Source organism: Streptomyces sp. NPDC002690 (assembly GCF_053592415.1).
On sequence record NZ_JBSFVR010000002.1, the window covers coordinates 14327 to 38012 of the forward strand.

At 71.5% G+C, this 23686-nt stretch carries 23 protein-coding genes; 11 read left to right on the forward strand and 12 right to left on the reverse strand.

Annotated elements, in window-relative coordinates; translation table 11 throughout:
* Positions 1 to 26: 26 nt before the first annotated feature.
* Positions 27 to 1331, reverse strand: a complete 1305-nt coding sequence (locus ACWD3D_RS00355) for a hypothetical protein (protein ID WP_451458701.1) — start codon at positions 1329 to 1331, stop codon at positions 27 to 29.
* 297 nt (positions 1332 to 1628) lie between these two features.
* On the opposite strand from ACWD3D_RS00355, the gene ACWD3D_RS00360 reads away from it, so the two are divergent.
* From ACWD3D_RS00360 to ACWD3D_RS00370, 3 genes are all read left to right on the forward strand, one after another.
* Positions 1629 to 2099, forward strand: a complete 471-nt coding sequence (locus tag ACWD3D_RS00360; protein ID WP_451458702.1) for a MarR family winged helix-turn-helix transcriptional regulator — start codon at positions 1629 to 1631, stop codon at positions 2097 to 2099.
* Positions 2100 to 2434: 335 nt separating this feature from the next.
* On the forward strand, positions 2435 to 3607 hold the full coding sequence (locus ACWD3D_RS00365; protein WP_451458751.1) for a PP2C family protein-serine/threonine phosphatase: 1173 nt from the start codon (positions 2435 to 2437) through the stop codon (positions 3605 to 3607).
* A 166-nt stretch (positions 3608 to 3773) separates the two neighbouring features.
* Positions 3774 to 4955 (forward strand): PP2C family protein-serine/threonine phosphatase, encoded by a 1182-nt coding sequence (locus ACWD3D_RS00370; protein ID WP_451458703.1) that lies wholly within the window; start codon positions 3774 to 3776, stop codon positions 4953 to 4955.
* A gap of 82 nt (positions 4956 to 5037) precedes the next feature.
* Here the strand turns inward: ACWD3D_RS00370 and ACWD3D_RS00375 are convergent, their stop codons facing one another.
* Both ACWD3D_RS00375 and hemL read right to left on the reverse strand, forming a co-directional pair.
* A complete protein-coding gene (locus ACWD3D_RS00375; protein WP_451458704.1) occupies positions 5038 to 5730 on the reverse strand; it encodes a histidine phosphatase family protein in 693 nt (230 codons plus the stop codon).
* Positions 5727 to 7034: a glutamate-1-semialdehyde 2,1-aminomutase gene (hemL, locus tag ACWD3D_RS00380; protein WP_451458705.1), complete on the reverse strand. Its 1308-nt coding sequence runs from the start codon at positions 7032 to 7034 to the stop codon at positions 5727 to 5729. The genes ACWD3D_RS00375 and hemL overlap by 4 nt, the downstream gene beginning before the upstream one ends.
* A 285-nt stretch (positions 7035 to 7319) precedes the next feature.
* Between hemL and ACWD3D_RS00385 the strand changes: the two genes are divergently transcribed.
* Positions 7320 to 7910, forward strand: coding sequence for a hypothetical protein (locus ACWD3D_RS00385; protein ID WP_451458706.1), 591 nt, complete (start codon positions 7320 to 7322; stop codon positions 7908 to 7910).
* A 316-nt stretch (positions 7911 to 8226) separates the two neighbouring features.
* Positions 8227 to 8523: a hypothetical protein gene (locus ACWD3D_RS00390; protein ID WP_451458707.1), complete on the forward strand. Its 297-nt coding sequence runs from the start codon at positions 8227 to 8229 to the stop codon at positions 8521 to 8523.
* Between the two features lie 238 nt (positions 8524 to 8761).
* On the opposite strand, the gene ACWD3D_RS00395 is transcribed toward ACWD3D_RS00390, so the two are convergent.
* Both ACWD3D_RS00395 and ACWD3D_RS00400 read right to left on the reverse strand, forming a co-directional pair.
* A complete protein-coding gene (locus ACWD3D_RS00395) occupies positions 8762 to 9079 on the reverse strand; it encodes a metal-sensitive transcriptional regulator (RefSeq protein WP_451458708.1) in 318 nt (105 codons plus the stop codon).
* On the reverse strand, positions 9076 to 9207 hold the full coding sequence (locus ACWD3D_RS00400; RefSeq protein ID WP_451458709.1) for a hypothetical protein: 132 nt from the start codon (positions 9205 to 9207) through the stop codon (positions 9076 to 9078). The genes ACWD3D_RS00395 and ACWD3D_RS00400 overlap by 4 nt, the downstream gene beginning before the upstream one ends.
* A gap of 256 nt (positions 9208 to 9463) precedes the next feature.
* Here ACWD3D_RS00400 and ACWD3D_RS00405 point away from each other — a divergent pair, with 256 nt between their 5' ends.
* Both ACWD3D_RS00405 and ACWD3D_RS00410 read left to right on the forward strand, forming a co-directional pair.
* Positions 9464 to 10231, forward strand: coding sequence for a Mut7-C RNAse domain-containing protein (locus ACWD3D_RS00405; protein ID WP_451458710.1), 768 nt, complete (start codon positions 9464 to 9466; stop codon positions 10229 to 10231).
* A 125-nt stretch (positions 10232 to 10356) separates the two neighbouring features.
* Positions 10357 to 11115: an SDR family NAD(P)-dependent oxidoreductase gene (locus ACWD3D_RS00410; protein ID WP_451458711.1), complete on the forward strand. Its 759-nt coding sequence runs from the start codon at positions 10357 to 10359 to the stop codon at positions 11113 to 11115.
* Between the two features lie 51 nt (positions 11116 to 11166).
* Here the strand turns inward: ACWD3D_RS00410 and ACWD3D_RS00415 are convergent, their stop codons facing one another.
* Positions 11167 to 12360 (reverse strand): RtcB family protein, encoded by a 1194-nt coding sequence (locus ACWD3D_RS00415; RefSeq protein ID WP_451458712.1) that lies wholly within the window; start codon positions 12358 to 12360, stop codon positions 11167 to 11169.
* 274 nt (positions 12361 to 12634) lie between these two features.
* Between ACWD3D_RS00415 and ACWD3D_RS00420 the strand changes: the two genes are divergently transcribed.
* Both ACWD3D_RS00420 and ACWD3D_RS00425 read left to right on the forward strand, forming a co-directional pair.
* Complete coding sequence (locus tag ACWD3D_RS00420; protein ID WP_451458713.1) at positions 12635 to 13462, forward strand: DUF3558 domain-containing protein; 828 nt, start codon at positions 12635 to 12637, stop codon at positions 13460 to 13462.
* A gap of 184 nt (positions 13463 to 13646) precedes the next feature.
* Positions 13647 to 14576 carry a DUF3558 domain-containing protein gene (locus ACWD3D_RS00425; RefSeq protein ID WP_451458714.1) on the forward strand — a complete coding sequence of 310 codons (930 nt, stop codon included), beginning with the start codon at positions 13647 to 13649 and terminating at the stop codon, positions 14574 to 14576.
* Between the two features lie 22 nt (positions 14577 to 14598).
* Here ACWD3D_RS00425 and ACWD3D_RS00430 read toward each other — a convergent pair whose 3' ends face one another.
* Positions 14599 to 15120: a hypothetical protein gene (locus tag ACWD3D_RS00430; protein WP_451458715.1), complete on the reverse strand. Its 522-nt coding sequence runs from the start codon at positions 15118 to 15120 to the stop codon at positions 14599 to 14601.
* A 300-nt stretch (positions 15121 to 15420) separates the two neighbouring features.
* Here ACWD3D_RS00430 and ACWD3D_RS00435 point away from each other — a divergent pair, with 300 nt between their 5' ends.
* Positions 15421 to 16947 carry a DUF2637 domain-containing protein gene (locus ACWD3D_RS00435; RefSeq protein WP_451458716.1) on the forward strand — a complete coding sequence of 509 codons (1527 nt, stop codon included), beginning with the start codon at positions 15421 to 15423 and terminating at the stop codon, positions 16945 to 16947.
* Between the two features lie 102 nt (positions 16948 to 17049).
* Here the strand turns inward: ACWD3D_RS00435 and ACWD3D_RS00440 are convergent, their stop codons facing one another.
* Positions 17050 to 17325, reverse strand: a complete 276-nt coding sequence (locus ACWD3D_RS00440; protein WP_451458717.1) for a hypothetical protein — start codon at positions 17323 to 17325, stop codon at positions 17050 to 17052.
* 164 nt (positions 17326 to 17489) lie between these two features.
* Positions 17490 to 19244, reverse strand: coding sequence for a lysine--tRNA ligase (lysS, locus tag ACWD3D_RS00445; protein WP_451458718.1), 1755 nt, complete (start codon positions 19242 to 19244; stop codon positions 17490 to 17492).
* A 170-nt stretch (positions 19245 to 19414) separates the two neighbouring features.
* Here lysS and argS point away from each other — a divergent pair, with 170 nt between their 5' ends.
* On the forward strand, positions 19415 to 21199 hold the full coding sequence (argS, locus tag ACWD3D_RS00450; protein WP_451458719.1) for an arginine--tRNA ligase: 1785 nt from the start codon (positions 19415 to 19417) through the stop codon (positions 21197 to 21199).
* Between the two features lie 92 nt (positions 21200 to 21291).
* Here the strand turns inward: argS and ACWD3D_RS00455 are convergent, their stop codons facing one another.
* The 3 genes from ACWD3D_RS00455 to ACWD3D_RS00465 form a co-directional block, all read right to left on the reverse strand.
* On the reverse strand, positions 21292 to 21723 hold the full coding sequence (locus ACWD3D_RS00455) for a hypothetical protein (RefSeq protein WP_451458720.1): 432 nt from the start codon (positions 21721 to 21723) through the stop codon (positions 21292 to 21294).
* Between the two features lie 122 nt (positions 21724 to 21845).
* Complete coding sequence (locus tag ACWD3D_RS00460; RefSeq protein WP_451458721.1) at positions 21846 to 23099, reverse strand: phospholipase D-like domain-containing protein; 1254 nt, start codon at positions 23097 to 23099, stop codon at positions 21846 to 21848.
* Positions 23100 to 23256: 157 nt separating this feature from the next.
* Positions 23257 to 23607 (reverse strand): DoxX family protein, encoded by a 351-nt coding sequence (locus ACWD3D_RS00465; RefSeq protein WP_451458722.1) that lies wholly within the window; start codon positions 23605 to 23607, stop codon positions 23257 to 23259.
* Positions 23608 to 23686 lie beyond the last annotated feature (79 nt).

A 23686-nucleotide genomic window follows, 5' to 3' on the forward strand; every position in this document is an offset into this window, starting at 1 on the left:
CCCCTCGGTGCCCGTAAAGCCCCTTGTCAGGCCTGCTTAAAGAAAGTGTTCCAGCCACCCGCGGGCGCCTGACCGACCTCCAGCGTACGGAGCTTCGCCAGGACTTCCGGATCCTGGACATCCAGCCAGTCCACGAACTGACGGAATGAGACGAGCCGCACGTCCGGCCGTCCGGCCACTTCCTTGATCACCTCTTCCACGGCGTCCATGTAGATGCCGCCGTTCCACTCCTCGAAGTGATTACCGATGTAGAACGGCGCGCGATTCGTCTCGTACGCACGGCGGAAGCCGGCGAGATAGGAACCGGCCGCCTGTTCGCGCCAGCCGGGGTAGCGGGAGGGCATGCCCCGGGTCGAATTCTGCGACTGGTTGGCGAGAATGTTGTAGTCCATCGAGAGGACCTCGAAGGAGTGACCGGGGAACGGCATTCCCTGGAGCGGGAGATCCCATACGCCGAAACGTTTCTCCGGCCACATCTGCACCCCGCCCGGCGAACTCGCGTCGTAGCGCCAGCCGAGCCTGCTCGCGGTCGGCAGCAGGTTCTCCTGGCCGAGGAGGCACGGGGTGCGTCCGCCGACGAGTTCCTTCCGGTAATCGAAAGGCAGCGGTTCGACGCCCTCCCACCCACTGTTCGTACGCCATTGCGTCACGAACGAGACGGCCTGATCGATCTCGCTCTGCCACTGCGCGGGCGTCCAGTCCTCGACCGATCCGGAACCGGAGCAGAAATGCCCGTTGAAGTGAGTGCCGATCTCGTGCCCGTCGAGCCACGCCTCGCGCACGTACCGCAGGGTCATCTTGACGTGCTCATCGGTGAGGTAGCCGATGTCCGAGGCGCCGCGCGGATTGTTGGGCGGCTGGTAGAGCGATTTCTTCGACTCGGGCAGCAGGTAGATCCCGGAGAGGAAGAAGGTCATCGCGGCGTCGTGCTCCCGGGCGAGTTCGAGGAAGCGCGGAAAAAGGCCGTTGCCGACCTCGCCCGCCCCGTCCCAGGAAAAGATCACGAACTGCGGAGGCGTCTGGCCGGGTTCGAGCGGGACGGGCGCGTCGGGCTGTTTCGGCTGCTTTCCCGTGTCGGAGGTGGAGCCGTCACCGATCAAGCGCGCGGCGTTGTTCGCGGGCCCCTTTCCGTGCTCCTGCCGTCCACCGGAACCGGGCGTGTCGCCGAGAGGCGTGGCCGCGGCGCCCGGGGAACTCTTTTCCGGACCCGGGTCCGCCCCGCCCCCGGAACCGAGTGAGCCGCAGCCCGCGATTCCCGCGGCGGCTGCGGCTCCCAGGCCCGCTCCCAGCAGTCCCCTCCGATTGATGTTGTCCGCATGTTTCTGGTTCACGTCCACGTCCCCATCGGCGGTCGTTTTATTTCACGTACATACAAACTGCCGATGACTGAGATGAGAGGAGCGACGCGGCGGTTCCTCTGATTAAACGATTTTCACCACACGACCGGACCCTCACCGGGTCTTCACACCGAAGCCCCGCCCCGGACCCCCGTGCGCCACCCCGCCCCCGGCCCCCGGCCCGGACGGCCGCACCGGCCGCTCTCCCGGCGACCGCGCGGGCTGACAACCGCGCCACAGGGGTGGCACAGTGGAGCGATGTTCCCGCGCCGGCCGTCGTCCCCCCAAGAAATGGCTCGTACCGCGTCCGAGGTGACGGATCTGCTCGCGGTCCTCTGGGGCAGAGCCCAGGCCGACGCCCCGACGGGTCCCACCTCCCCGTCCCAGCTGCGCGCGCTGCTGGCGATCGAGCGCCGGGAGGGCGGCAACATGCGGGCCCTGGGCGAGGCGCTGGGGTCCACCCCGCCCGCGACGAGCCGTCTCTGCGACCGGCTGGAGGCGGCCGGGCTGGTCGAACGCCGTCTGAGCGCGGCCAGTCGCCGCGAGATAGAGCTCTACCTCAGCCGCCCCGGCCGGGCCCTGCTGGACGAGATCCGGGCCGCCCAGGTGCGGGAGGTGTCCCTGGTCCTCGCGGCGATGGAGCCCGAGGCGGCCGAAGCGCTGCACAAGGGCCTCACGGCGTTCCGGGACGCCGCCGCGGTGGCCGTGGACGGGGACGCGTACGGGCGGGACGCACCCGCCTGGCTGGCCAACCCCGCCTGACCGCGACGCCCGGTCCATCCCCGGACCGACCCCGCCCGTCGAGCCTCCCGGGCCCACCAAGTCGGCGGAGGGAACGTACCGTTTCGTCCCGCACCGCCTCGACCAGGGCTGTTTACTTCTTGCAATTGTTGTCAGTGAACAACTATTACCTCTAGTCTCGTCGCGGACGCATCGTGCGGCCCCATGGCCGGCCGGTCCATGGTGAGAGGAGGCACAGCGCCTTGGGCACCCCGCCCCCCACCGTCCTCGCACCTCGTGACGGCAGCTCCTACGAGCCGTCGCGCACCGGCAACGCCTCTCCCCTCCCCACCTCCCGTACCGCACCGGGCTTCGAGCTGTGGAGCGGCGACGGGCCGAGCGTCCTGCTGGTCGAGGACGATCCCGGCGACGCCCTGCTGGTGGAGGAGATGGTCGCCGACAGTGGAGTGGCCATCACCCTCTCCTGGGCGCGGACGCTCGCGGAGGCGCTCGAAGCCCTCGACCGGGAAACCCCCCAGTGCGTCCTGCTCGACCTCCACCTGCCCGACTCCCAGGGACTCGGCGCACTGGACACGATCCTCTCCCGCTCGCCGGACGCGGCCGTCGTCGTCCTGACCGGGCTCGCCCAGGAGGAATCCGGCCTCGCCGCCGTCGCCGGCGGCGCCCAGGACTACCTGAACAAGGGACGGCTCGAAGCCGACCTCTTCGTCCGGGCCATCCGCTACGCGATACAGCGCAAGCGCGCCGAGCGCGCCGCCGCCGACCTCCGGGAGAGCCGGATGCTGGCGGCGGAGAACAGCCGGGTCGAACGCGGCCTGCTGCCCACCCCGCTGCTCCTCGACGACACCCCCCAGGTCTGCTCCCGCTACCGCCCCGGCCGTGCCCAGACCCTCCTCGGCGGAGACTTCTACGACGTCGTCCAGACGCCCGACGGCACCACGCACGCGGTCGTCGGCGACGTCTCCGGCCACGGCCCCGACGAGGCGGCGCTCGGGGTGTGCCTGCGGGTCGCCTGGCGCTCCTTCATCCTCTCCGGGGCACGCGGCCAGCGGCTGCTGGACCTGCTCGAACAGATGCTGGTGGCCGAGCGGTCCGGCCCCGAGATCTTCGCCACCCTCACCACACTCAGCCGGGCCGCCCGCGCTCCGCACGTCGAGGTCATGCGCGCAGGACACCCAGGTCTTCTGGTGCGCCCGCCGGACGGCCCGGTCCGCCTGGAGGAAGTGCCGGGCGGCCCCGTGCTGGGCCTGATCCCCGGCCGCGCGCACTGGCCGGTGACCCTGCTGGAGGCGCCCCGGGGGACGCGGCTCGCGCTCTTCACCGACGGCCTCATCGAGGGCCGCACCGGCAAGGGGTACGAACGCCTCGGTGAGGACGGCCTCGTGGAGATCGCACGCGAGTACGCCCACCTCCCGGCCGACGACTTCGTGGACGCGGTCGTCCAGCGGTGCGAGGACCTCGCCGCCGACAGCGGCGGACTCGCCGACGACGTGGCCGTACTCCACCTCGGCTGGACGGACACCGTGTGACGGCGGCGCCGTTACCCACCTCCCCGCCCCGCCCGCTGACTCCGGCCGCTCCGCCGTCGGAGGGGCTCGGCGCGAAGGGCCCGGTCCCGGCCCTCCGGGCACCCCCCCAGTCCCGTTACTCTGCTCGCCCCCGAGCAGCACCCTGGTGAAGAAAGCCGACCGAACTGTGACGAACTACCTGGCCGTGGAACGCGCCCTGCGTACCGCCGCGCCACACGCCCTGGTGGAGGCCGCGCGCGCCGCCCTGGCCGAGCACTACGGCGCCCGGGGCATCGAACTGCTGCTGGCCGACTACAGCCTGACGGTGCTCCAGCCGGTCGACGCCCCGGCACGCACCGAGGGCCCCGTGCCGGTGAACGGCAGCCCCGAGGGCCGCGCCTTCGGCAGCCAGACACCGTACGAGCACACCGCGCCGGAGCGGGACGGATCGGTCGTGCTCCATCTGCCGGTGTCGGTCCGGGGCGACCGGCTCGGCGTCCTCACCGTGGTGCTCCCCCGGGACCGGCGCACCACCGAGGCCGTCCACGACCTCACCGAGATCGCCCGGCTCCTCGGCCACGAGATCATCGTCGCCGAACGCGACACCGACCTCTATCTGCGGGCCCGCCGGGTCAGCCGGCTGACCCTCGCCGCGGAGATGCAGTGGCAACTGCTGCCCGCCCGCGCGTGTTCGCGGCCCGAGTACGCCATAGGCGCCCAGCTGGAACCGGCTTACGCCATCCACGGCGACAACTTCGACTGGTCCACCACCGCCGACACCCTCACCCTCACCGTCACCAACGGCATGGGCGAGGGCATCGAGGCGTCGCTCCTCACCAACCTGGCCGTCAACGCCCTGCGCAACGCCCGCCGGGCCGGCATCGGCATAGCGGACCAGGCGGCCCTCGCGGACCAGGCGCTGTACGCCGAGTACCGGGGCGCGGCGCACGTCTCGACGCTGTTGCTCACCTTCGAGCTGGCCACCGGCAACGTCCAGGTGGTGGACGCCGGTTCGCCGCAGCTGTGGCGCAGGCGCGGCAAGACCGTGGAGCGCGTCGAGCTGGAGGCGCAGCTCCCGCTCGGCATGTTCGACGAGACCGCCTACGTGGTCCAGGAGTTCCAGGTCCTCCCCGGGGACCGGCTGGTCTTCGTCAGCGACGGCGTCTACGCGACGGCGAACCGCGCCGGGGAACCGTACGGCGAACGGGCGCTGGCCCGGGCCATCCAGGCGGCAAGCCTGCTGCACGCCCCGTCCGTGCCGAGGGCCGTCCTCCAGGCGCTGGCCGGGCACCGGGACGCGGAGCCGGAGGACGACGCGCTGGTCGTCTGTCTCGACTGGTTCGGCGCGAAGGGCGGCCCGGAGGGCTGAGCCGCCCACGCACGATCCCGGGGGCGGGCCACTCGCCGTGGCCCGCCCCCGGGATCGTTCCTGCCCTGCCCGCGTCCGTCGCTCAGGCGCCGAACGCCTTCGACTTGCCCTTCACCGGCTTCGCCCCGGCGAGCAGGTGCGCGGGCACCAGATCGCGGGCGGGCTCGGAGTAGCCCACCGAGACGATCTTGTCGCCCTGGTAGGTGAAGCTGGTCAGCGAGGCGAGGGTGCACTGCCGCTTGCGCGGGTCGTGCCAGAGCCGGCGGCGCTCCACGAAACTGCGCACGATCCAGATCGGCAGCTGGTGGCTGACGCAGACCGCCTCGTGGCCCCGGGCCGCGTCGCGCGCGGCGTCCAGGGCGCCCATCATCCGCACGACCTGCTCGACGTACGGCTCACCCCAGGAGGGCTTGAAGGGGTTGGTGAGGTGCTTCCAGTTGTCCGGCTTGCGCAGCGCGCCGTCGCCGACGCCGAAGGTCTTGCCCTCGAAGACGTTGGCGGCCTCGATCAGCCGTCCGTCGGTGGCGAGGTCCAGGCCGTGCGCCTTGGCGATCGGCGTGGCGGTCTCCTGGGCGCGCTCCAGCGGGGAGGCTACGACATGGGTGATGTCGCGCTGTGCCAGGTGCTCGGCGACCCGGTCGGCCATCTTCCGGCCCAGCTCGGAGAGGTGGTATCCGGGCTTGCGCCCGTAGAGCACGCCCTCCGGGTTGTGCACCTCGCCGTGGCGCATCAGGTGGACGACGGTGATGTCCTGAGGGGAACCGTTCTCGCTCATGCGGTGGCCTCCGAGGCGGCGCGGGCGGCGGCGGGCAGGGCGTCGGCGATGCGCTCGACGGCCCGCGAGTCGTGGGCGGTGGAGACGAACCAGGACTCGAACGCCGAGGGCGGCAGGTAGACGCCCTGGGACAGCATCGAGTGGAAGAAGGCGGTGTAGCGGAACGCCTCCTGCTTCTTCGCGTCGGCGTAGTTCCGGACCGGCTCGTCGGTGAAGAACACGGAGAACATGTTGCTCGCCGTGGACACGTGGTGCGCCACGCCCTCCTTGCTGAGCGCGCCGCTGACCAGGCCCTGGAGCTCCGCGGAGACCGCGTCGACCTTCGCGTACGCGGCGTCGTCGAGCAGCCGCAGCTGCGCGAGGCCGGCGGCGGTGGCGATCGGGTTCCCGGAGAGGGTGCCCGCCTGGTAGACGGGACCGGCCGGGGCGAGGTACGCCATGACGTCGGCGCGGCCACCGAAGGCCGCGGCCGGGAACCCGCCGCCCATGACCTTGCCGAAGGTCATCAGGTCGGGCCGCACGCCGTCGATGCCGTACCAGCCGGCCTTCGAGGTGCGGAACCCGGTCATGACCTCGTCGGAGATGAACAGGGCGCCCTCGGCGGCGCACAGCTCCTTGAGCCCGGCGTTGAAGCCGTCCACCGGCCGGACGACGCCCATGTTGCCCGCGGCGGCCTCGGTGATCACACAGGCGATCTCGCCGGGGTGCGCGGCGAAGGCGGCGCGGACGGCCTCCAGGTCGTTGTAGGGCAGCACCAGGGTGTCCCCGGCCTGCGCGCCGGTCACCCCGGGGGTGTCGGGCAGCGCGAAGGTGGCGACACCGGAACCGGCCGCGGCCAGCAGCGCGTCGACGTGCCCGTGGTAGCAGCCGGCGAACTTCACGACCTTGGCCCGGCCGGTGAAGCCGCGCGCCAGCCGGATCGCGGACATGGTCGCCTCGGTGCCGGAGGAGACCAGGCGCACCTGCTCGACGGGCTCGACGCGGGCCACCATCTCCTCGGCCAGCGCGACCTCGCCCTCGCCCGGCGTACCGAAGGAGGTGCCCCGGCCGACCGCCGCCTGGACGGCGCCGATGACCTCGGGGTGGGCGTGGCCGAGGATCATCGGCCCCCACGAGCAGACGAGGTCGACGTACTCGCGACCGTCCGCGTCGGTGAGGTACGGACCGGTTCCGGACACCATGAACCGGGGCGTACCGCCTACGGCGTTGAAGGCGCGCACCGGCGAGTTCACGCCACCGGGCGTCACGACGGACGCGCGGTCGAAGAGCGACTGTGAAACTGGGGCTTCGTATGAATACGCCACTTTGGTCCTGATCTGCGATTCGGGGGGTCGGAGGGCTGGTGGGGACTTCGCGGCCACCGGTGAGCCAAGGAGCGCGCACTCCTCGTATCACGAAAGGGCGTCAGCCCCCTCGCGTCTGCGAAACTGGGGCGTCATGGGGAAAGCTCACACATGCCATGGTGTCAGAGGCGCGCGCGGACTCGCGGGCAGGTGTTTCGCCGCACGCCTGATGGGGAGGTCACTGACACGATGATCGGGTTGCGCGGTGGGGCTGTGTCTCCTAAGAAGTAGTCGGGTGGATGAAATATGCATCGCGGTGGCGGAGTGGGCGAAGGCACCGACGGCCCGGGGCCCGAGCCTGCGCGGCGGGGGCGGCACCGGCGCGATGCTGAACGCGTACAGGGCAGCAGACCGGTCCCGGAGACCGGCGGCGCTCCCGGGATGAGGAGCGGTGGCCGGGTGGGGGTGACCTACAAGTATTTCGGTGCCCCGGACGGGGCGACCGCCGCACGCGTGCCCATCTCGATGCGCCCGGAGGAGCTGGGCGGCGACGAGCTGGGCATGGGGGGCATGTTCACCAAGATCAAGCCGGAGACGGTGGCCGCCATGGTCCTCACCGGGATACAGGGAATCCCGCTGCACCAGGTCCCGCCGTTGGAGCTCGTCGTCCTGCACCCCGATTACGCGGTGGTCAAGCTGCCGATGACGGTGGTCGACCCCCTGCGTGACGTGGGCGAGGAGACGGTGGGCGCGGCGGCCTTCATATGGTCGACCGTCCCCGACCGCGGCGGCCCGCGCGACGCCTTCAACGTCTACCGCCTCCTCCACGAGTGGCAGGACTTCTCCGTCCGCCTGCACGACGCGGGCCACCAGGCGTACTGCCTGGTGTGGCCCTGACGTATCGACGCGCACCACGACGCACCGGACATGCGGGACATGTACGACGCACCAGGCGTACGGAACTCGCCGGACGCACGGGACGCATCGGACGTACGACACGCACGCACCGTGCGGGAACTGCCGCACCACCTCTGCGGGGCGCTTCCCAGGGGCGCCGGCCTTCCGGCGGACGCGCCGGGGTGCACCGGAGCGCAGCTGCGCGGCACGCGCATCCATCCGTAGTCATCCGGCCATTCATTGGCCGAAGAACGATCTCCAGCCGGGCCCCGGAACGTGCCGACAGAAGAGGACATCCGCTGAAGGAGGTCCCGCCGTGGGCGATGTACTGCCGGCCCTGTCCGTCCCCGCCCTGGTCCTCGCCGGTGGCGCGTACGCGGTGGGCGCGAGCTGGTGGCGCAGGCGCCACCCCTCCCCGCCGTCCCCGTACACCCGCCAGGCGCTCCGCCTCGCCGAGGAGCGGACCCTGGTCACGGCCGAGGAGATCCTCGCCGACGCGCACGCCGCGTTCGGGCCGCTCTACACCTCGTCCTGCGCGGACGCGGACACCCGCGACGCGGACCCAGCGGCACGGGCCACGGCCCACAGTTCCGATGCGGCCCCGCACACCTGACACGACGGCGCACGCCCGACACGGAGCCGCATGCCTGACACGGCGCCGCGGGTCCGGCACGGGCAGGATCAGCGGTGGCTGCCGCGATGCGGGCTTCGCCTCGGTGGGGGCGTCGCGAAGTGGAGCACCCGCAGGTCTCACCCCGGTCCTGGTCGCGGGATCTCGCTCCGGGAGAGGATCGTTTCCGGGAACCCCCGGTCAGACCCCGCCCCTGTCGCCGGAGCGGGGCGTTCAGCGATCAGGCCAGCGAGAGGAAGAGCTTCTCCAGTTCCGCCTCGTTCATGGCGGGGGTACCGCCGCCTTCGGAGGCGGTCAGACATTCGCGCATGCGGCCGGCGATGATTTTGAAGCCGGCCCGGTCCAGTGCACGGCTGACGGCGGCGAGCTGGGTCACCACGTCCCGGCAGTCGCGGCCTTCCTCGACCATGGTGATCACTCCCGCCAGCTGCCCCTGTGCGCGGCGCAGGCGGTTGAGTACGGCCCGGGCGGCGGCTTCACCCACGTCGGTGGTGGCCCCGGCGGTTTCCGGGGCCGGGTTCGGCAGGGTCGGGTTCATCCGGGGAGCTCCTTGGCGAGTTGGGCGAGCACGCTGTCCAGTCTGCGGGTTGCGTCGTTCGCAACCCGGGCCATGGTGTCCGGACCGGTCGGAGTGGCCATGGCGCTCGGATCCAACGCCTGCACCATCGTCCGCGATTCCTCGGCCCGGATCACCACGCTGCGGGGCAGCAGGACTCCAGCACTCCGGTCGGTGTCGAGGGCCGCCCGGCAGGCCGAAGCCGGGCTGTTCGGCGCCCGGTGCGGAGTGCGGTGGCACGGCGGGTGCGGGGCGGGACCGCGAACGCCCGGCCCGTGGAACGCCCCGCCGTGGAACGCCCCGCCGTGGAACGCCCCGCCCGGAAACGCCTCGCCCCACCGCCCTCCCCGGTGACATTCTGGGCGCGTGACCAAGCCTTCCGCGTCCGAGCCTCCCGTGACCAAGCAGCAGATCACCGTCGAAGTCGCCCCTGAGCTGCGGCTGTTCGTCGCGCACGAGCGGCGCCAGGGGGTGACCGCGCTGGTGACGGACGGGGCCTCCACCCTCGGGCACGTCGTGGAGTCGCTCGGCGTGCCGCTCACCGAGGCCGGGGCGCTGGTGGTGGACGGGACGGTGGTGCCGGTGTCGCACGTCCCGCGTACCGGGGAGCACGTGGCCGTACGCGCGGTGGAACGTCCGCAGCGGGTGGCAGGGGCGCCGTTGCGGTTCCTGCTGGACGTGCACCTGGGCACGCTGGCCCGGCGGTTGCGGCTCCTCGGGGTCGACGCGGCGTACGAGAGCGAGGACATCGGGGACCCCGCGCTGGCGGCGCTCTCCGCGCGCGAGCGGCGGGTGATGCTCTCGCGGGACCGCGGGCTGCTGCGGAGGCGGGAGCTCTGGGCGGGGGCGTACGTCTACAGCGACCGGCCCGAGGAGCAGCTCCGGGACGTGCTGGGGCGCTTCGCGCCGGTGCTGGCGCCGTGGTCGCGGTGCACCGCGTGCAACGGACCGCTGCGGGAGGCGGACAAGGAGGCGGTGGCCGACCGGCTGGAGCACGGTACGCAGGCGGCGTACGACGTGTTCGCGCAGTGCACGGTGTGCGAGCGGGTGTACTGGCGGGGCGCGCACCACGGGCATCTGGAGACGGTGGTCGCGGACGCGGTGCGTGAGTTCGGCGGGCCGGGCACCGCCTGAGGGCCGGTATCGAGTTCCGGGCCGGGCGCACGCACCGGCCGGAGGCGGAGAGCACCGCCCGAGGGACCGGGGCCGCGTCTGCCTATCCTGGCCCCGTACCGGTCACCTGTCCGAGGGAGTTCGTCATGGCCGCCACCCCGATCGCCGTCATCACCGGCGCGAGCAGCGGCATCGGTGCCGCGACCGCCCGCCGGCTCGCCGCCGAGGGTTACCGCGTGGTGCTCACCGCCCGGCGCAAGGACCGCATCGAGGCCCTGGCCGAGGAGATCAACGCGGCGGGCCACCAGGCCACCGCGTACGCCCTGGACGTGACGGACCGTGCGGCGGTCGACGAGTTCTCCACCGCGTTCCAGTCCCTCGCGGTCCTGGTCAACAACGCGGGCGGCGCGCTCGGCGCGGACCCGGTCGCCACCGGGGACCCGGCGGACTGGCGCCAGATGTTCGAGACGAACGTCCTGGGCACCCTGAACATCACCCAGGCCCTGCTGCCCGCCCTCACGGCGAGCGGCGACGGCACGATCGTGGTGCTGACTTCGACGGCGGGCCACGGGACGTACGAGGGTGGCGCGGGCTACGTCGCGGCCAAGCACGGCGAGCACGTGCTCGCCGAGACGCTGCGGCTGGAGATCGTCGGGACGCCGGTGCGGGTCGTCGAGATCGCGCCCGGCATGGTGAAGACCGACGAGTTCGCCACCAACCGCTTCCGGGGCGACGCGGAGAAGGCCGCCAAGGTGTACGCGGGCGTCGACGCGCCGCTCACCGCCGAGGACGTGGCCGACACCGTCGGCTGGGCCGTGACCCGCCCCAGCCACGTCAACATCGACCTGCTCGTCGTGCGCCCGCGCGCGCAGGCGTCCAACAGCAAGGTGCACCGCACGCTCTGAGCGGCGGCACGGGTGCGGGCCCGGAAACAACCGGGCCCGCACGCCCCTGCCTCACCCCTTGACGCAGACCAGCTGCTTCAGCTTGGCGACGACCTCCACCAAGTCGCGCTGCTGGTCGATGACCTTCTCGATCGGCTTGTACGCGCCCGGGATCTCGTCCACCACGCCGGAGTCCTTGCGGCACTCGACGCCGCGCGTCTGCTCCTCCAGGTCCTTGGTGGTGAACCGTCGCTTCGCGGCCATCCGGCTCATCCGGCGGCCGGCGCCGTGCGAGGCGGAGTTGAAGGACTTCTCGTTGCCGAGGCCCTTCACGATGTACGAGCCGGTGCCCATGGACCCGGGGATGATCCCGAACTCGCCGGAGCCCGCCCGGATCGCCCCCTTCCGGGTGACCAGCAGGTCCATACCGTCGTACCGCTCCTCGGACACGTAGTTGTGGTGGCAGGAGATGACCGGGTCGAAGGTGACCTTCGCCTTGCGGAACTCCTTGCGGACCACGTCCTGGAAGAGGCCCATCATGACGGCCCGGTTGAACTTGGCGTACTCCTGCGCCCAGAACAGGTCGTTGCGGTAGGCGGCCATCTGCGGGGTGTCCGCGACGAAGACCGCGAGGTCGCGGTCGATCAGGTCCTGGTTGTGCGGGAGGCTCTGGGCGATGCCGATGTGGTGGTCGGCGAGCTCGTTGCCGATGTTGCGCGAGCCGGAGTGCAGCATCAGCCAGACCGCGCCCGACTCGTCGAGGCAGAACTCGATGAAGTGGTTGCCGCCGCCGAGGGTGCCCATCTGCCGCACCGCCCGCTGCTGACGGAACTTGACCTCGTCGGCGATCCCACCGAAGCGGGTCCAGAAGTCGTCCCAGCCCGCGGCTCCCACCCCGGGCAGTCCGGCCGGGTCCACCAGTTCCTCGTGCATGCCGCGCCCGACCGGGATGGCCTCCTCGATGCGCGAGCGCAGCCGGGAGAGGTCGCCGGGCAGGTCGTTCGCGGTCAGGGAGGTCTTGACGGCGGACATGCCGCAGCCGATGTCCACGCCGACGGCGGCGGGGCAGACCGCGCCGTGCATGGCGATCACCGAGCCGACCGTCGCACCCTTCCCGAAGTGGACGTCGGGCATCACGGCGAGCCCCTTGATCCACGGCAGGGTCGCGACGTTCCGCAACTGCTGCATCGCGACGTCCTCGACCGACGCGGGGTCGGTCCACATCCGGATCGGTACCTGCGCGCCCGGCATCTCCACGTACGACATGATTCCTCGTTTCCCCCTGGCAAAAGCCCGTCGGAACCCCGGCCGGAACCCTGCCGGAACCCGGCCGGACTCCCGGCGGAAGCCCGACAGGACAGACAGCAAAAGTGGCCCGAAAGGGCCCAAAAGACTTAAAGCGCAAAACCGGTGCCAAGATCGGCAAACATCTCGGCCGACCGGCATTCACAGCCGCACGTGCGATACACATTGTGTCCATCGGCCGCCGTCGCGCGGCAACTTGTTTTCGTATCGAAGGGGGCCTGGGACCTTGCGACCCATGGCGTACGTTCCGGGCATCGCGCTTCTCGCGGCGCTCGTCGCCGGCTGTACCGGGGGCTCGGGCACCGAGGACGACACCGCCGACGCGAAGCCCGGCGGTCCCACCGTCTCGGTCGCACCCCCCGGCAAGTACCAGACCCTGCCCGAGGCCTGCCGGTCCGTGAGCACCGGCACGCTCAAGCAGCTCCTGCCGGGCCTGGCCGGCCTCCCGGAGGAGCAGCGGGAGGCCGCGTACGAGGGCCGGGCGTCGGTCACGTACGACACCGACCGCAAGGCGGGCTGCACCTGGCAGGCGCGCACCGCGGACTCCACCCGGACCCTGGTGGTCGACTTCGAGCGGGTCGTCTCCTACGACCCCTCGGTGAGCGACGAGGACAGCGCCTCCGCCGTGTACGGGAAGAAGGCGGAGGCGGTCGGCCTGCCCTCGTCCTCCCCCTCGGGGGAGGACTCCTCCGCCACCCCCTCGGCGACCGCGTCCCCGTCCGCCGGGGACGGCGTGTCGCCGCAGGGCTCCACCTCCCCGACGGGCCCCGCGTCGCTGGACCCGACCGGGAACGACACCGGGGGCGACGGAGCCTCCGAGGACCTCGCGCCCCGGACGCTGCACAACATCGGAAATGCCGCTTTCCTGGACGATTCGCTCGAAAGCGGAGGTTCCGCAGCCCAGCGCCGTACGGTCAGCGTGGTCTTCCGCACATCGAACGTGGTCGTCAGCGTCCGGTACGCGGAGCAGGTGACCGACGCCGCCGAGGTGCCCGAGAGCGCGGAACTCCAGGAGAAGGCCCAGGCACTGGCCCGCGGGCTCGACGAGACCATCAGCGAATAGGCCGCTCCCGCGGGCGCCGCCGGGACCCGCGCGGGACCCGTCGCGACCGGCCTTCGCGGCCACGCGGATTCCGCGTCCGTCGTACGGTGGCTCTCCGGAACACGCACCCGCACCGCCCGTCCGGCCTCGGGAACGACCGCGATCGTCGCCCCGTGCCGTCCCGTACCGTCCGAGTGAAGGAACCATGCACCGATCAGCCCCGCGACTGTCCCGCATACTCCTCTGCGCCGCCGTCCCGGTGATGCTCGTCGCCGCCGGCTGCTCGTCGGACTCCGGCGACGACGCGAAGGACAAGAGCACCGGCTCCACCGCCTCCGGCTCGTCGAGCTCCGCGGCTTCGGCCTCCCCGACCCCCACCGTGGAGCCGGCGAAGTTCGCCGGGCTGCCCGACCCGTGCAAGGCGATCTCCGCGAAGACGGTCAAGAAGCTCGTCCCGTCCGCGAAGAAGGCCGGCGGCACCGTGGGCAAGTCCTCCGACGACGACGCCCGGGGCAGCTGCTCCTGGAACGGCCTGGACGACAAGGGCGTCAAGGGCTCCGTGTACCACTGGCTGGACATCGGCCTCGTCAGGTACGACTCCGACGCGTCGATCGGCAGCGGCGCCGACCGTGCGACCACCGATTACACCAAGTCGGTCACCAAGGCGCAGGCGGCCGAGGGCGCGAAGAAGCTCGAAACCGTGCCCGTCTCCGGCATCGGCGACCAGGCCACCGCGGTCACGTACACCCTGAACAAGACGAGCGAGGACTTCACCTACGCGGCGATCGTCGTGCGTACGGCCAACGTCGTCGTCTCGGTGAACTACAACGGCACCGGCTACGCGGGCGCCAAGGCCCCGTCCACCGCGGACATCCTGGCCGGCGCGCAGACCGCGGCGAAGGAGATCGTGGCGGCCGTGGGCGGCGCTGACGGCACCACCACGACCGATTCGTCGAGCCCGAGCGCCACCACCAGCTCCAGCCCGAAGACGAGCAGCAGCAAGAGCAGCGGCGACGACAGCGACAGCCCCAAGACGAGCAGCAGCGAGAGCACCGACTCTGACTCCGGTTCCGACTCGGACTCGGACTCGGGTGCCACCGCGAAGGCGACGCCCAAGGCGACGAAGAAGTCCTGACGCCAGGAGAGTCTCCGTCCGATCAGGACTCGCTCCGGGGTCCGGCCGCTTCCTGAGGGCCGGACCCCGGAGGCGTGTCCGGGACCTCGGCGAGCATCGCGCGCATCGGCGCGTCCCACCTCACCACGTCCGGCGCCGTGCGCTCCGTGAGGGCGGCGACGAGGCGTCGGCGGTCGGCCGGGGAGACGGCCGCCATGCTGAACGAGATGCGGGTCGCGTCGACGCCCTCGAACCTCAGCGTCTCCACGCCACGCTTCTTGCCCGGCGGACGCCCGCCGGACACCGAACGCAGTTGGCCGAGGCCGAAGGAGACGGTCCGCAGGGGCTGCCGCACGGTGACGGTGTCCAGGGTGACGGTGACGGCGCACGCGAAGCGGACGGCCACGAGTCCGGCCAGGAAGAACACCGCCATGCCGCCGAATACCCACTGCGCGACCGCCCCGCCGTCCGCGAACGCCTTGATGGCGGCAGCGGCGAGGAGGAAGGCCGAGGAGAACATCGCGAGGCGGGCACTGGGACGGACGGAGACCACGTCCGAGGTCATGGATCATCACCAGGTTTGCTCGTAGGGGCCGAAAGGGCCGCGGGCGCCCTGTCGCGAGCACAGCGTAGGACCGCGAACAGCCGTTCCCTCCGGCCGCCCCCAAGTCGTGACCGAAAATCGCCCTCGGGCCAATGTCCCAGCCCAGAGCCCCCTTTGCGGAATCGAGGGCTCCCCCCGGACACCCCCGCGGGCGGCTCTCCCGGCCTCCCCGCGCATCACGACTCGTACACGTGTGCCAGGCTGGGCCCCGCCGGATGTCAGAAGCCGGGCGGAGAACAGAGGTCGGGGAGGGGATCGCGGGTGGCCGCGATGCAGCTCACACGCACGCACCGGGTACTCATCGGGCTCGTCATCGCCGGAGCGGTGGTCATCGCCGCGATCGGTTTCGCGGGCTCCTACGCAGCCGTGCGCGAACTCGCCCTGGAAAAGGGGTTCGGGAACTTCTCCCTGGTGTTCCCGATCGGCATCGACGCGGGCATCTGCGTCCTGCTGGCGCTGGACCTGCTGCTGACGTGGTTGCGCATCCCGTTCCCGCTGCTGCGCCAGACGGCGTGGCTGCTGACGGCGGCGACCATCGCGTTCAACGGCGCCGCCGCATGGCCCGATCCGCTCGGCACCGGCATGCACGCGGTGATCCCGATCCTCTTCGTCGTCGCCGTCGAGGCCGCCCGCCACGCGGTGGGCCGGATCGCCGACATCACCGCCGACAAGCACATGGAGGGCGTGCGCCTGACGCGCTGGCTGCTCTCCCCCGTGCCCACGTTCAAGCTGTGGCGGCGCATGAAGCTCTGGGAGCTGCGCAGCTACGAACAGGTCATCAAGCTCGAACAGGACCGGCTGATCTACCAGGCCCGGCTGCAGGCCCGCTTCGGCCGCGCCTGGCGGCGCAGGGCTCCGATCGAGGCCCTGATGCCGCTGCGGCTCGCCAAGTACGGTGTACCGCTCGCCGAGACCGCCCCGGCGGGTCTCGCGGCGGCCGGGATCGAACCCGTACTGCTGCCGCCCGCGCCGAAGCCGGAACTGACCGCGTACGACGGGGCGGAGCACGCCCAGGACCTCGACCGGCCGCAGGCCGCGGCACCCCACCCCCAGCAGCGGGACCTCCCGCCGCACGCGGTCCTGCCCGGGCAGCGGGACGACCGCGCACGGGCCGGGCAGGCCCGGAACGGGTACGCCCCGGACGACGTCCCGCCGGACGCCTACCCCCAGGACCCCTACCCGCAGGGGCCGTACCCGCAGGACACCCAGCAGCAGGAGCGCGGCGACTGGGCTCCGGTGGACCCCGACCCGGACGCGCAGGGCAGCCCGTGGTTCGCGGGGCAGCCGTCGGACCAGGAGTACCAGGGCGGTTACGACCCCTTCTACGAGGACACCTTCGAGCGCACGCCCGCCCAGGTGCCCTCGGGCGCGGGCGGCCGTACCCGCTCGCTCGGCAACGTGGGCACCATCGGCGCCGTCCCGCACACGCGCGACGCCCAGCAGCAGGGCGACGGGCAGCACTCCGACGACGAGAACGCCAGGGAAGCCGTTCACGCCGCCGAGGAGACCGTGCGCGAGGCCGAGCGGGCCGCGTCCGCGGCCGAGCCCGCCGACGCTCCCGCCCACGCCGACAGCGCGGAGGACTCCGAGTACGCCGAGATCGCGTACCAGGTCTTCCGTACCTTCGTCGCGACGAACAGCGGCTACCCGAGCGTCGACGTTCTCTCCATCCACCTCGCCGACGGCCAGAACGTCCACCACCCGCGCAGCGCCGCCCTGTTGCGCCGCCTGATGCCGGAGTTCAAGCAGCGCTACGACGCGGAGCTCGCCGCCGACCACATCGCCTGAGTCCGGCGCACGGCGCACGACGTAAGACGTAAAACGTAAGACGTAAGACGTAAGACGTACAGGGACGGGCCCCGCACAGCGCGGGGCCCGTCCTGTGCCGTTTCACACCCGGTGCCGGGTGAACCTGCTGACCGGTCCACCGCAGGCGAGGAGCAGCAGCCCCAGGAGGACGAGACCGGCCGGGAGCAGCACCACGGCGCCCCCCGCTCCGACGATGTCCAGCAGCGCGCTGAGGCACAGTCCCGCGCCTCCGGTCACCGCTGCCCATCCGCCCACCCGGGGACGCCGGAAACCGGCCGTCCTCCGGCCGGTCAGATGAGGGACTCCGATCGCCGCGAGCCCCGCGCCGACGGCCACCGCGAGCCACGACCACACCATGGGAATCCTCCCGTCCCGGGCATCGCACCCGAGCGTGCGGCCCATGCGCTCCACAGCGAACGCCTGGGGCGATCGCCGTGTCAACGCGGTGCGCGTACGCGGAAGGGGCCGCCGCCCGGATCGTCCCGGGCGGCGGCCCCTTCCGTCGTACGTACTGCGGGTGTTTACGCCCCCAGCAGCACCCGCACCCGGTCCGCGCCGACGGCGAGGAGCAGGGTGGGCAGGCGCGGGCCGGTGTCCCGGCTCACCAGCAGGCGGTAGAGCAGGGCGAAGAACGACCGCTGGGCCACCTTGAGTTCGGGCGTCGGCTTGGCGTCCGGCTCCAGGCCGGCCAGCACCTTCGGCACGCCGTAGACGAGCGTGGTGAGCCCGTCGAGCGACCAGTGGCCGTCCAGGCCCTCCAGCAGCAGGCGCAACGACTCGCGCCCCTGCTCGTCGAGCGATCCGAGGAGCTCGGTGTCGGGCTCGGTACGGACGACGGTGCGGGCCTCGGCCGGGACCTGGGTGGTGATCCAGTTCTCGGCGCGGTCGAGGCGGGGGCGCACCGCGTCGAGCGAGGTGAGCGGGTTCTCCGGGTCGAGCTCGCTGAGGATGCGCAGCGTCTGGTCGTCGGCGCCGGCGGTGATGTCGGCGACGGAGGCCAGCGTGCGGTAGGGCAGCGGGCGCGGGGTGCTCGGCAGCTCGCCGGCGGCCGTGCGGACGGCGCGCCCGTGGGCGGCGAGGTCGGCCGGCAGCGCGGTTCCCTCGGCGACCTTGCGCTCCAGGGAGTCCCACTCGTCGTAGAGCCGGTTGATCTCCTGGTCGAACGCGATCTTGAAGGACTGGTTGGGCCTGCGGCGGGCGTACAGCCAGCGCAGCAGCGGCGCCTCCATGATCTTCAGAGCGTCGGCCGGGGTCGGCACCCCGCCCTTGGAGGAGGACATCTTCGCCATGCCGGAGATCCCGACGAACGCGTACATCGGGCCGATCGGCTGGACGCCGTCGAAGATCTCGCGGACGATCTGGCCGCCGACGACGAACGACGAGCCCGGCGAGGAGTGGTCCACGCCGCTGGGCTCGAAGATCACGCCCTCGTACGCCCAGCGCATCGGCCAGTCGACCTTCCAGACCAGCTTGCCGCGGTTGAACTCGTTCAGCCGCACGGTCTCGGCGAAGCCGCACTCCGAGCAGGTGTAGTTCAGCTCGGTGGTGTCGTCGTCGTAGGAGGTGACGACGGTGAGGTCCTTGCCGCAGTTGCCGCAGTACGGCTTGTACGGGAAGTACCCGGCGGAGCTGCCGCTGCCGTCGTCCTCGTCCGCCGCGCCGGAGCCCTCGGCGGCCTCCAGCTCGGCCTCGTCGACCTTCTTCTGCTGCTGCTTGCCCTTGCCCGCGGCGGCCGGGTCCTTCTTGGTCCGGTAGCGGTCGAGGACGGCGTCGATGTCCGCGCGGTGCTTCATCGCGTGCAGGATCTGCTCGCGGTAGACACCGGCGGTGTACTGCTCGGTCTGGCTGATCGGGTCGTACTCGACGCCCAGCTCGGCCAGCGCCCCGGTCATGGCGGCCTTGAAGTGCTCGGCCCAGTTCGGGTACGCGGACCCGGCCGGGGCGGGCACCGAGGTCAGCGGCTTGCCGATGTGCTCGGCCCAGGACGCGTCGATGCCGGGGACGCCGTTCGGGACCTTGCGGTACCGGTCGTAGTCGTCCCACGAGATCAGGTGGCGGACCTCGTACCCGCGGCGGCGGATCTCGTCGGCGACCAGGTGCGGGGTCATGACCTCGCGGAGGTTGCCGAGGTGGATCGGGCCGGACGGGGACAGGCCGGACGCGACGACGACCGGTTTGCCAGGCGCGCGACGCTCCGATTCGGCGATGACATCGTCCGCGAAGCGGGAGACCCAGTCGGTCTCGGTGCTTGTCTGACTCTCGGCCACGGTCGGCACGCCCTTCTCTCGTACAGGAATCTTTCGGGGGCCCTGTCATTCTCCCAGGTGCGGGGCGGAGCGCGAAAATGACTTCACTCAGCGCGCTCGATATGGCTTTGCGGACGCGCCCACGGCCCGTGGGATACTTGGGGACACCCATCACCCCCTACGGAAACGGCAGCCGGCACATGGCCTCGGTCCCTTCCCTCGCTTCCACGCTCCAGCAGCAGCTGGCGGACGCCCTGACGGCAGCACTGCCCGACGCCGGCGCCGCCGACCCGCTGCTGCGACGAAGCGACCGGGCCGACTTCCAGGCCAACGGCATCCTCGCGCTGGCCAAGAAGCTCAAGGGCAACCCCCGCGAGCTGGCGTCGCAGGTCACGGCCGCCATCCCGGCAGGTGAGCTGATCAAGGAGATCGAGGTCTCCGGCCCCGGCTTCCTGAACGTCACCCTCACCGACCGGGCGATCCTCACGACGCTGGCCGCGCGGGCCGCCGACGCCGAGGGCCGCCTCGGTGTGCCGACCGCGCCGGACGCGGGCACCACGGTCATCGACTACGCCCAGCCGAACGTCGCCAAGGAGATGCACGTCGGCCACCTGCGGTCGGCGGTCATCGGTGACGCGATGGTGCGCATCCTGGAGTTCAACGGCGAGTCCGTGGTCAGGCGCCACCACATCGGCGACTGGGGCACCCAGTTCGGCATGCTCATCCAGTACCTCGTCGAGCACCCGGACCAGCTGGGCCACGACACCGCGGGCACCGACGCGGAGTCCGCGGGCGAGGCCGCGATGTCCTCGCTGAACCGGCTCTACAAGGCGTCCCGCGTGCTCTTCGACTCCGACGAGGAGTTCAAGGCCCGCGCCCGGGACCGGGTGGTCGCGCTCCAGGCGGGTGACCCGGAGACGCTCGCCATGTGGCAGCGGTTCGTGGACGAGTCGAAGGTCTACTTCTACTCCGTCTTCGACAAGCTCGACATGGAGATCTCCGACCCGGACATCGTCGGCGAGTCGGGCTACAACGACATGCTGGAGGAGACCTGCCGCATCCTGGAGGAGACCGGCGTCGCCGTGCGCTCCGAGGGTGCGCTCTGCGTCTTCTTCGAGGACGTGAAGGGCCCGGACGGCAACCAGGTCCCGCTGATCGTCAAGAAGACCAACGGCGGTTACGGCTACGCGGCGACCGACCTCTCCGCGATCCGCGACCGGGTGCAGAACCTCAAGGCGAACACCCTGCTGTACGTCGTGGACGCCCGGCAGTCGCTGCACTTCAAGATGGTCTTCGAGACCGCCCGCAGGGCCGGCTGGCTGAGCGAGGACGTCACGGCGCACCAGCTGGCCTTCGGCACGGTCCTCGGCAAGGACGGCAAGCCGTTCAAGACCCGCGAGGGTGTCACGGTCCGGCTGGAGGACCTCCTCGACGAGGCGGTCTCCCGGGCGACGGCCGTGGTGCGGGAGAAGGCCGAGAAGGTGGGCCTGTCCGAGGAGGAGATCGTCGAGAACGGCCGGTACGTCGGCGTCGGCGCCGTGAAGTACGCCGACCTGTCCACGTCCGCCGTGCGCGACTACAAGTTCGACCTGGACCAGATGGTCTCGCTCAACGGCGACACCTCGGTCTACCTCCAGTACGCCTACGCCCGTATCCGCTCGATCCTGCGCAAGGCCGGGGACGCGAAGCCCGTCGCCCACCCGGAGCTGGAGCTGGCCCCGGCGGAGCGCGCGCTCGGCCTGCACCTGGACCGGTTCGGCGAGACGCTGGCCGAGGTCGCGGCGGGGTACGAGCCGCACAAGCTGGCGGCGTACCTCTACCAGCTCGCCTCGCACCTGACGACGTTCTACGACCAGTGCCAGGTCCTCAGCGACGACAACGCCCCCGAGGTCGTCGAGAACCGGCTCTTCCTCGTGGAGCTGACCGCCCGCACCCTGCACACCGGCATGGAGCTGCTGGGCATCCGGACGCCCGAGCGCCTCTGACGGTCACGGGCGCCTGCCGCACGAAGCGCACGAAGGCCCGGCGGATCACCCGATCCGCCGGGCCTTCGGCATGGGTGCCGTACGGGCCGGGGCTACTGCGGCCGTCCCAGCGCCCACCCCGACACGTCGGAGAGCCGGCCGCGCCAGAGCGGCAGCAGCACCGGGCTCACCCCGCCGACGCTGAGGGTGACGTCCCGCAGGTGGATCCAGCGCGGCAGCCCCGGGTCCTCCTCGGCCCCGAACTCGCTGAGCCCCTGGTCGACGGATTCGGGGAACTCGGCGAGGAGGTTCGCCCCCTCGCCCTCCACCTGGCGCAGGCTCCGCGCCCACTCCGCCTTCCACTCCTCGTGCCCGATGACGTCCCCGTGCAGGACGCCTCCGGCGATGGTGAGGGTCAGCGGCAGGCTGGAGCGGAGTTCACGGTCGAGGAGCTGGATCAGCAGCTGGAGCTGGAGATCGGGCAGCGGCTCGGTGATCACCGCCGCCGTCGTCGTTTCCCGTGAAGTGTCGGCGAACGCGCTCATGGGCCACTCCCTTCAGGTGACGTACGTCCCGGGAGCGGGCGGCGGCCCCGGGCGTACGGCGGCTGGGGCCTTCCGTCTGCCCCGCGCGGACCGTGCCACACCTGGAGCGGGTTCAGCGGCGTTCAGAGGAACCGGCGGATCGGGTACACCGACGCCTCGCGGGCCCGCTGCATCAGCGAGCGGCGGCGCCAGCGGCGGCCGTCGATCAGCTCGCTCGCCGCACGGTCCTGCTCGAAGTGGCCGTCGAGCACGGCGGTGAACTCGGGGTCCAACACCGCGAGCATCACCTCCTCGTCGTGGTCGAGGGAGCGCCGGTTGAAGTTGGTGGAGCCGATGAGGGCGGCGACCCGGTCCACGGTGAGGGTCTTGGTGTGCATCATCGTCGGCTGGTACTGGTGGATCTTCACCCCGCACGCGGTCAGGTCCTCGTAGAACCGCTGCCCCGCGAGCTGGCAGACCCGCTTGTCGGTGTGCGGGCCGGGGAGCAGGATCTCGACCTCGACACCACGCCGGGCGGCGGCGCAGAGCAGCTCGGTGAAGTACGCGTCGGGCGCGAAGTACGCGGTGGTGAGGCGGACGCGTTCCTCGGCGGATTCGAGGACGACCCGGATCAGGGTCTGCATGTCCTGCCAGCCGAAGCTGGCGGAGCCGCGTACCACCTGCACGATCGAGTCGCCCTCCTGGGCGCCGGGCACGAACCGGTCCTCGGCGTCGAAGAGTTCCGGGTGGCACTCGGCCCAGTTCTGCGCGAACGCGGCGGCGAGGCCGTCGACGGCGGGCCCGCGCAGCCGCACGTGGGTGTCCCGCCACTCGTGTTCGTCGCGTGCGTCGCCGCACCACTCCTCGGCTATCCCGACCCCGCCGGTGAAGGCGGTGCGCTCGTCGACGACGAGGACCTTGCGGTGGCAGCGGTGGTTCTGCTTGAGCGGCGAGAGGTAGAGCGGCTTACGGAACCAGGCGACGTTCACGCCCGCCTCGCTCATCATCGCCAGCTGGTCCTTCTCGATGAGCCGGCTGCCGAACCCGTCGAGCAACAGCCGTACCCGGACCCCCGCCCGCGCGCGCTCGGAGAGCGCCTCGGCGAACCGCTGGGCGATGTCCCCGCGCCAGTACACGAAAGTCATCATGTCCACGGTGTGCTCGGCGTCCCGTATCGCCCCGAGCATCGCGCCGAATATCTCGTCGCCGTTCCGCAGCGGGAGGAGCGCGTTGCCCTCGGTCGCGGCGATCCCGATGAGCCGCTCCAGCCTCCGTCTGAGGCGCTGGACCCGCTCGACGGAGAGCGCGGGGTCGACTGGTCCGCCTGTTCGGCTCTGTCCGCTTCCCTCGGTCTCGCCGCTGCCGGAGGGCGCGGCGTCGAGCGTGCTGCTGGTCATGGATCACCTTCCGGAGGACGAGGACTGGGGGCCCGCTGCCCCCGGCGGTTGCCGGGGGCCGGGGACGGGCGGTCGGCCGTCGTTCCGGTTGCCCGCGATGGGCCGGGTCACTCCCGTAAGGCGGGGAGACGCGGGGCGGGGTGGCCGGCGCCGCGGTTCAGAGGGTGGCGGCGCCCAGCACGATCAGGGCGACGGAGGCCACCGCGAGGACAGCCGCCGGAAGCGCGCCCTTGTGGTCGCCGACGCGCAGGTGGAAGACGACGGCCCCGGCGAAGTAGAGCGTCAGGCCGATCGCGGCGGCGATTCCGACGGGTCCGAACCACAGTCCGGCGATCGCACCGGCCGCGCCCGCGATCTGGGCGGCTATCAGGAACGTCATAAGGCCCTGCGGCACCTTGAGAGTGGACATCTGCTCGGTGATGTGGCGCGTCCGCAGGGACTTGGCGGTGGCCGAGACCAGAAGCAGGGCCGCCATGACCACAGTTGTGACGGCGAGGGAGATGAACACGGGACACCCCGATCATGCGGTGGGCGAGTAGGAGGCGTGCGCACCTCAACGACGATAGGCAGCCGTCAGGAACCTCCAG

Bases quoted from the DNA above. Each gene is read 5' to 3' on its own strand.
- ACWD3D_RS00415 (WP_451458712.1), bottom strand. From the start codon at position 12,360: ATGTCGTACGTGGAGATGCCGGGCGCGCAGGTACCGATCCGGATGTGG.
- ACWD3D_RS00460 (WP_451458721.1), bottom strand. From the start codon at position 23,099: ATGACCAGCAGCACGCTCGACGCCGCGCCCTCCGGCAGCGGCGAGACC.
- ACWD3D_RS00440 (WP_451458717.1), bottom strand. From the start codon at position 17,325: ATGGTGTGGTCGTGGCTCGCGGTGGCCGTCGGCGCGGGGCTCGCGGCG.
- ACWD3D_RS00430 (WP_451458715.1), bottom strand. From the start codon at position 15,120: ATGACCTCGGACGTGGTCTCCGTCCGTCCCAGTGCCCGCCTCGCGATG.
- ACWD3D_RS00385 (WP_451458706.1), top strand. From the start codon at position 7,320: ATGCATCGCGGTGGCGGAGTGGGCGAAGGCACCGACGGCCCGGGGCCC.
- ACWD3D_RS00360 (WP_451458702.1), top strand. From the start codon at position 1,629: ATGGCTCGTACCGCGTCCGAGGTGACGGATCTGCTCGCGGTCCTCTGG.
- ACWD3D_RS00410 (WP_451458711.1), top strand. From the start codon at position 10,357: ATGGCCGCCACCCCGATCGCCGTCATCACCGGCGCGAGCAGCGGCATC.
- ACWD3D_RS00395 (WP_451458708.1), bottom strand. From the start codon at position 9,079: ATGAACCCGACCCTGCCGAACCCGGCCCCGGAAACCGCCGGGGCCACC.
- ACWD3D_RS00375 (WP_451458704.1), bottom strand. From the start codon at position 5,730: ATGAGCGAGAACGGTTCCCCTCAGGACATCACCGTCGTCCACCTGATG.
- ACWD3D_RS00425 (WP_451458714.1), top strand. From the start codon at position 13,647: ATGCACCGATCAGCCCCGCGACTGTCCCGCATACTCCTCTGCGCCGCC.
- ACWD3D_RS00455 (WP_451458720.1), bottom strand. From the start codon at position 21,723: ATGAGCGCGTTCGCCGACACTTCACGGGAAACGACGACGGCGGCGGTG.
- argS (WP_451458719.1), top strand. From the start codon at position 19,415: ATGGCCTCGGTCCCTTCCCTCGCTTCCACGCTCCAGCAGCAGCTGGCG.
- ACWD3D_RS00400 (WP_451458709.1), bottom strand. From the start codon at position 9,207: ATGGTGCAGGCGTTGGATCCGAGCGCCATGGCCACTCCGACCGGTCCG.
- ACWD3D_RS00420 (WP_451458713.1), top strand. From the start codon at position 12,635: ATGGCGTACGTTCCGGGCATCGCGCTTCTCGCGGCGCTCGTCGCCGGC.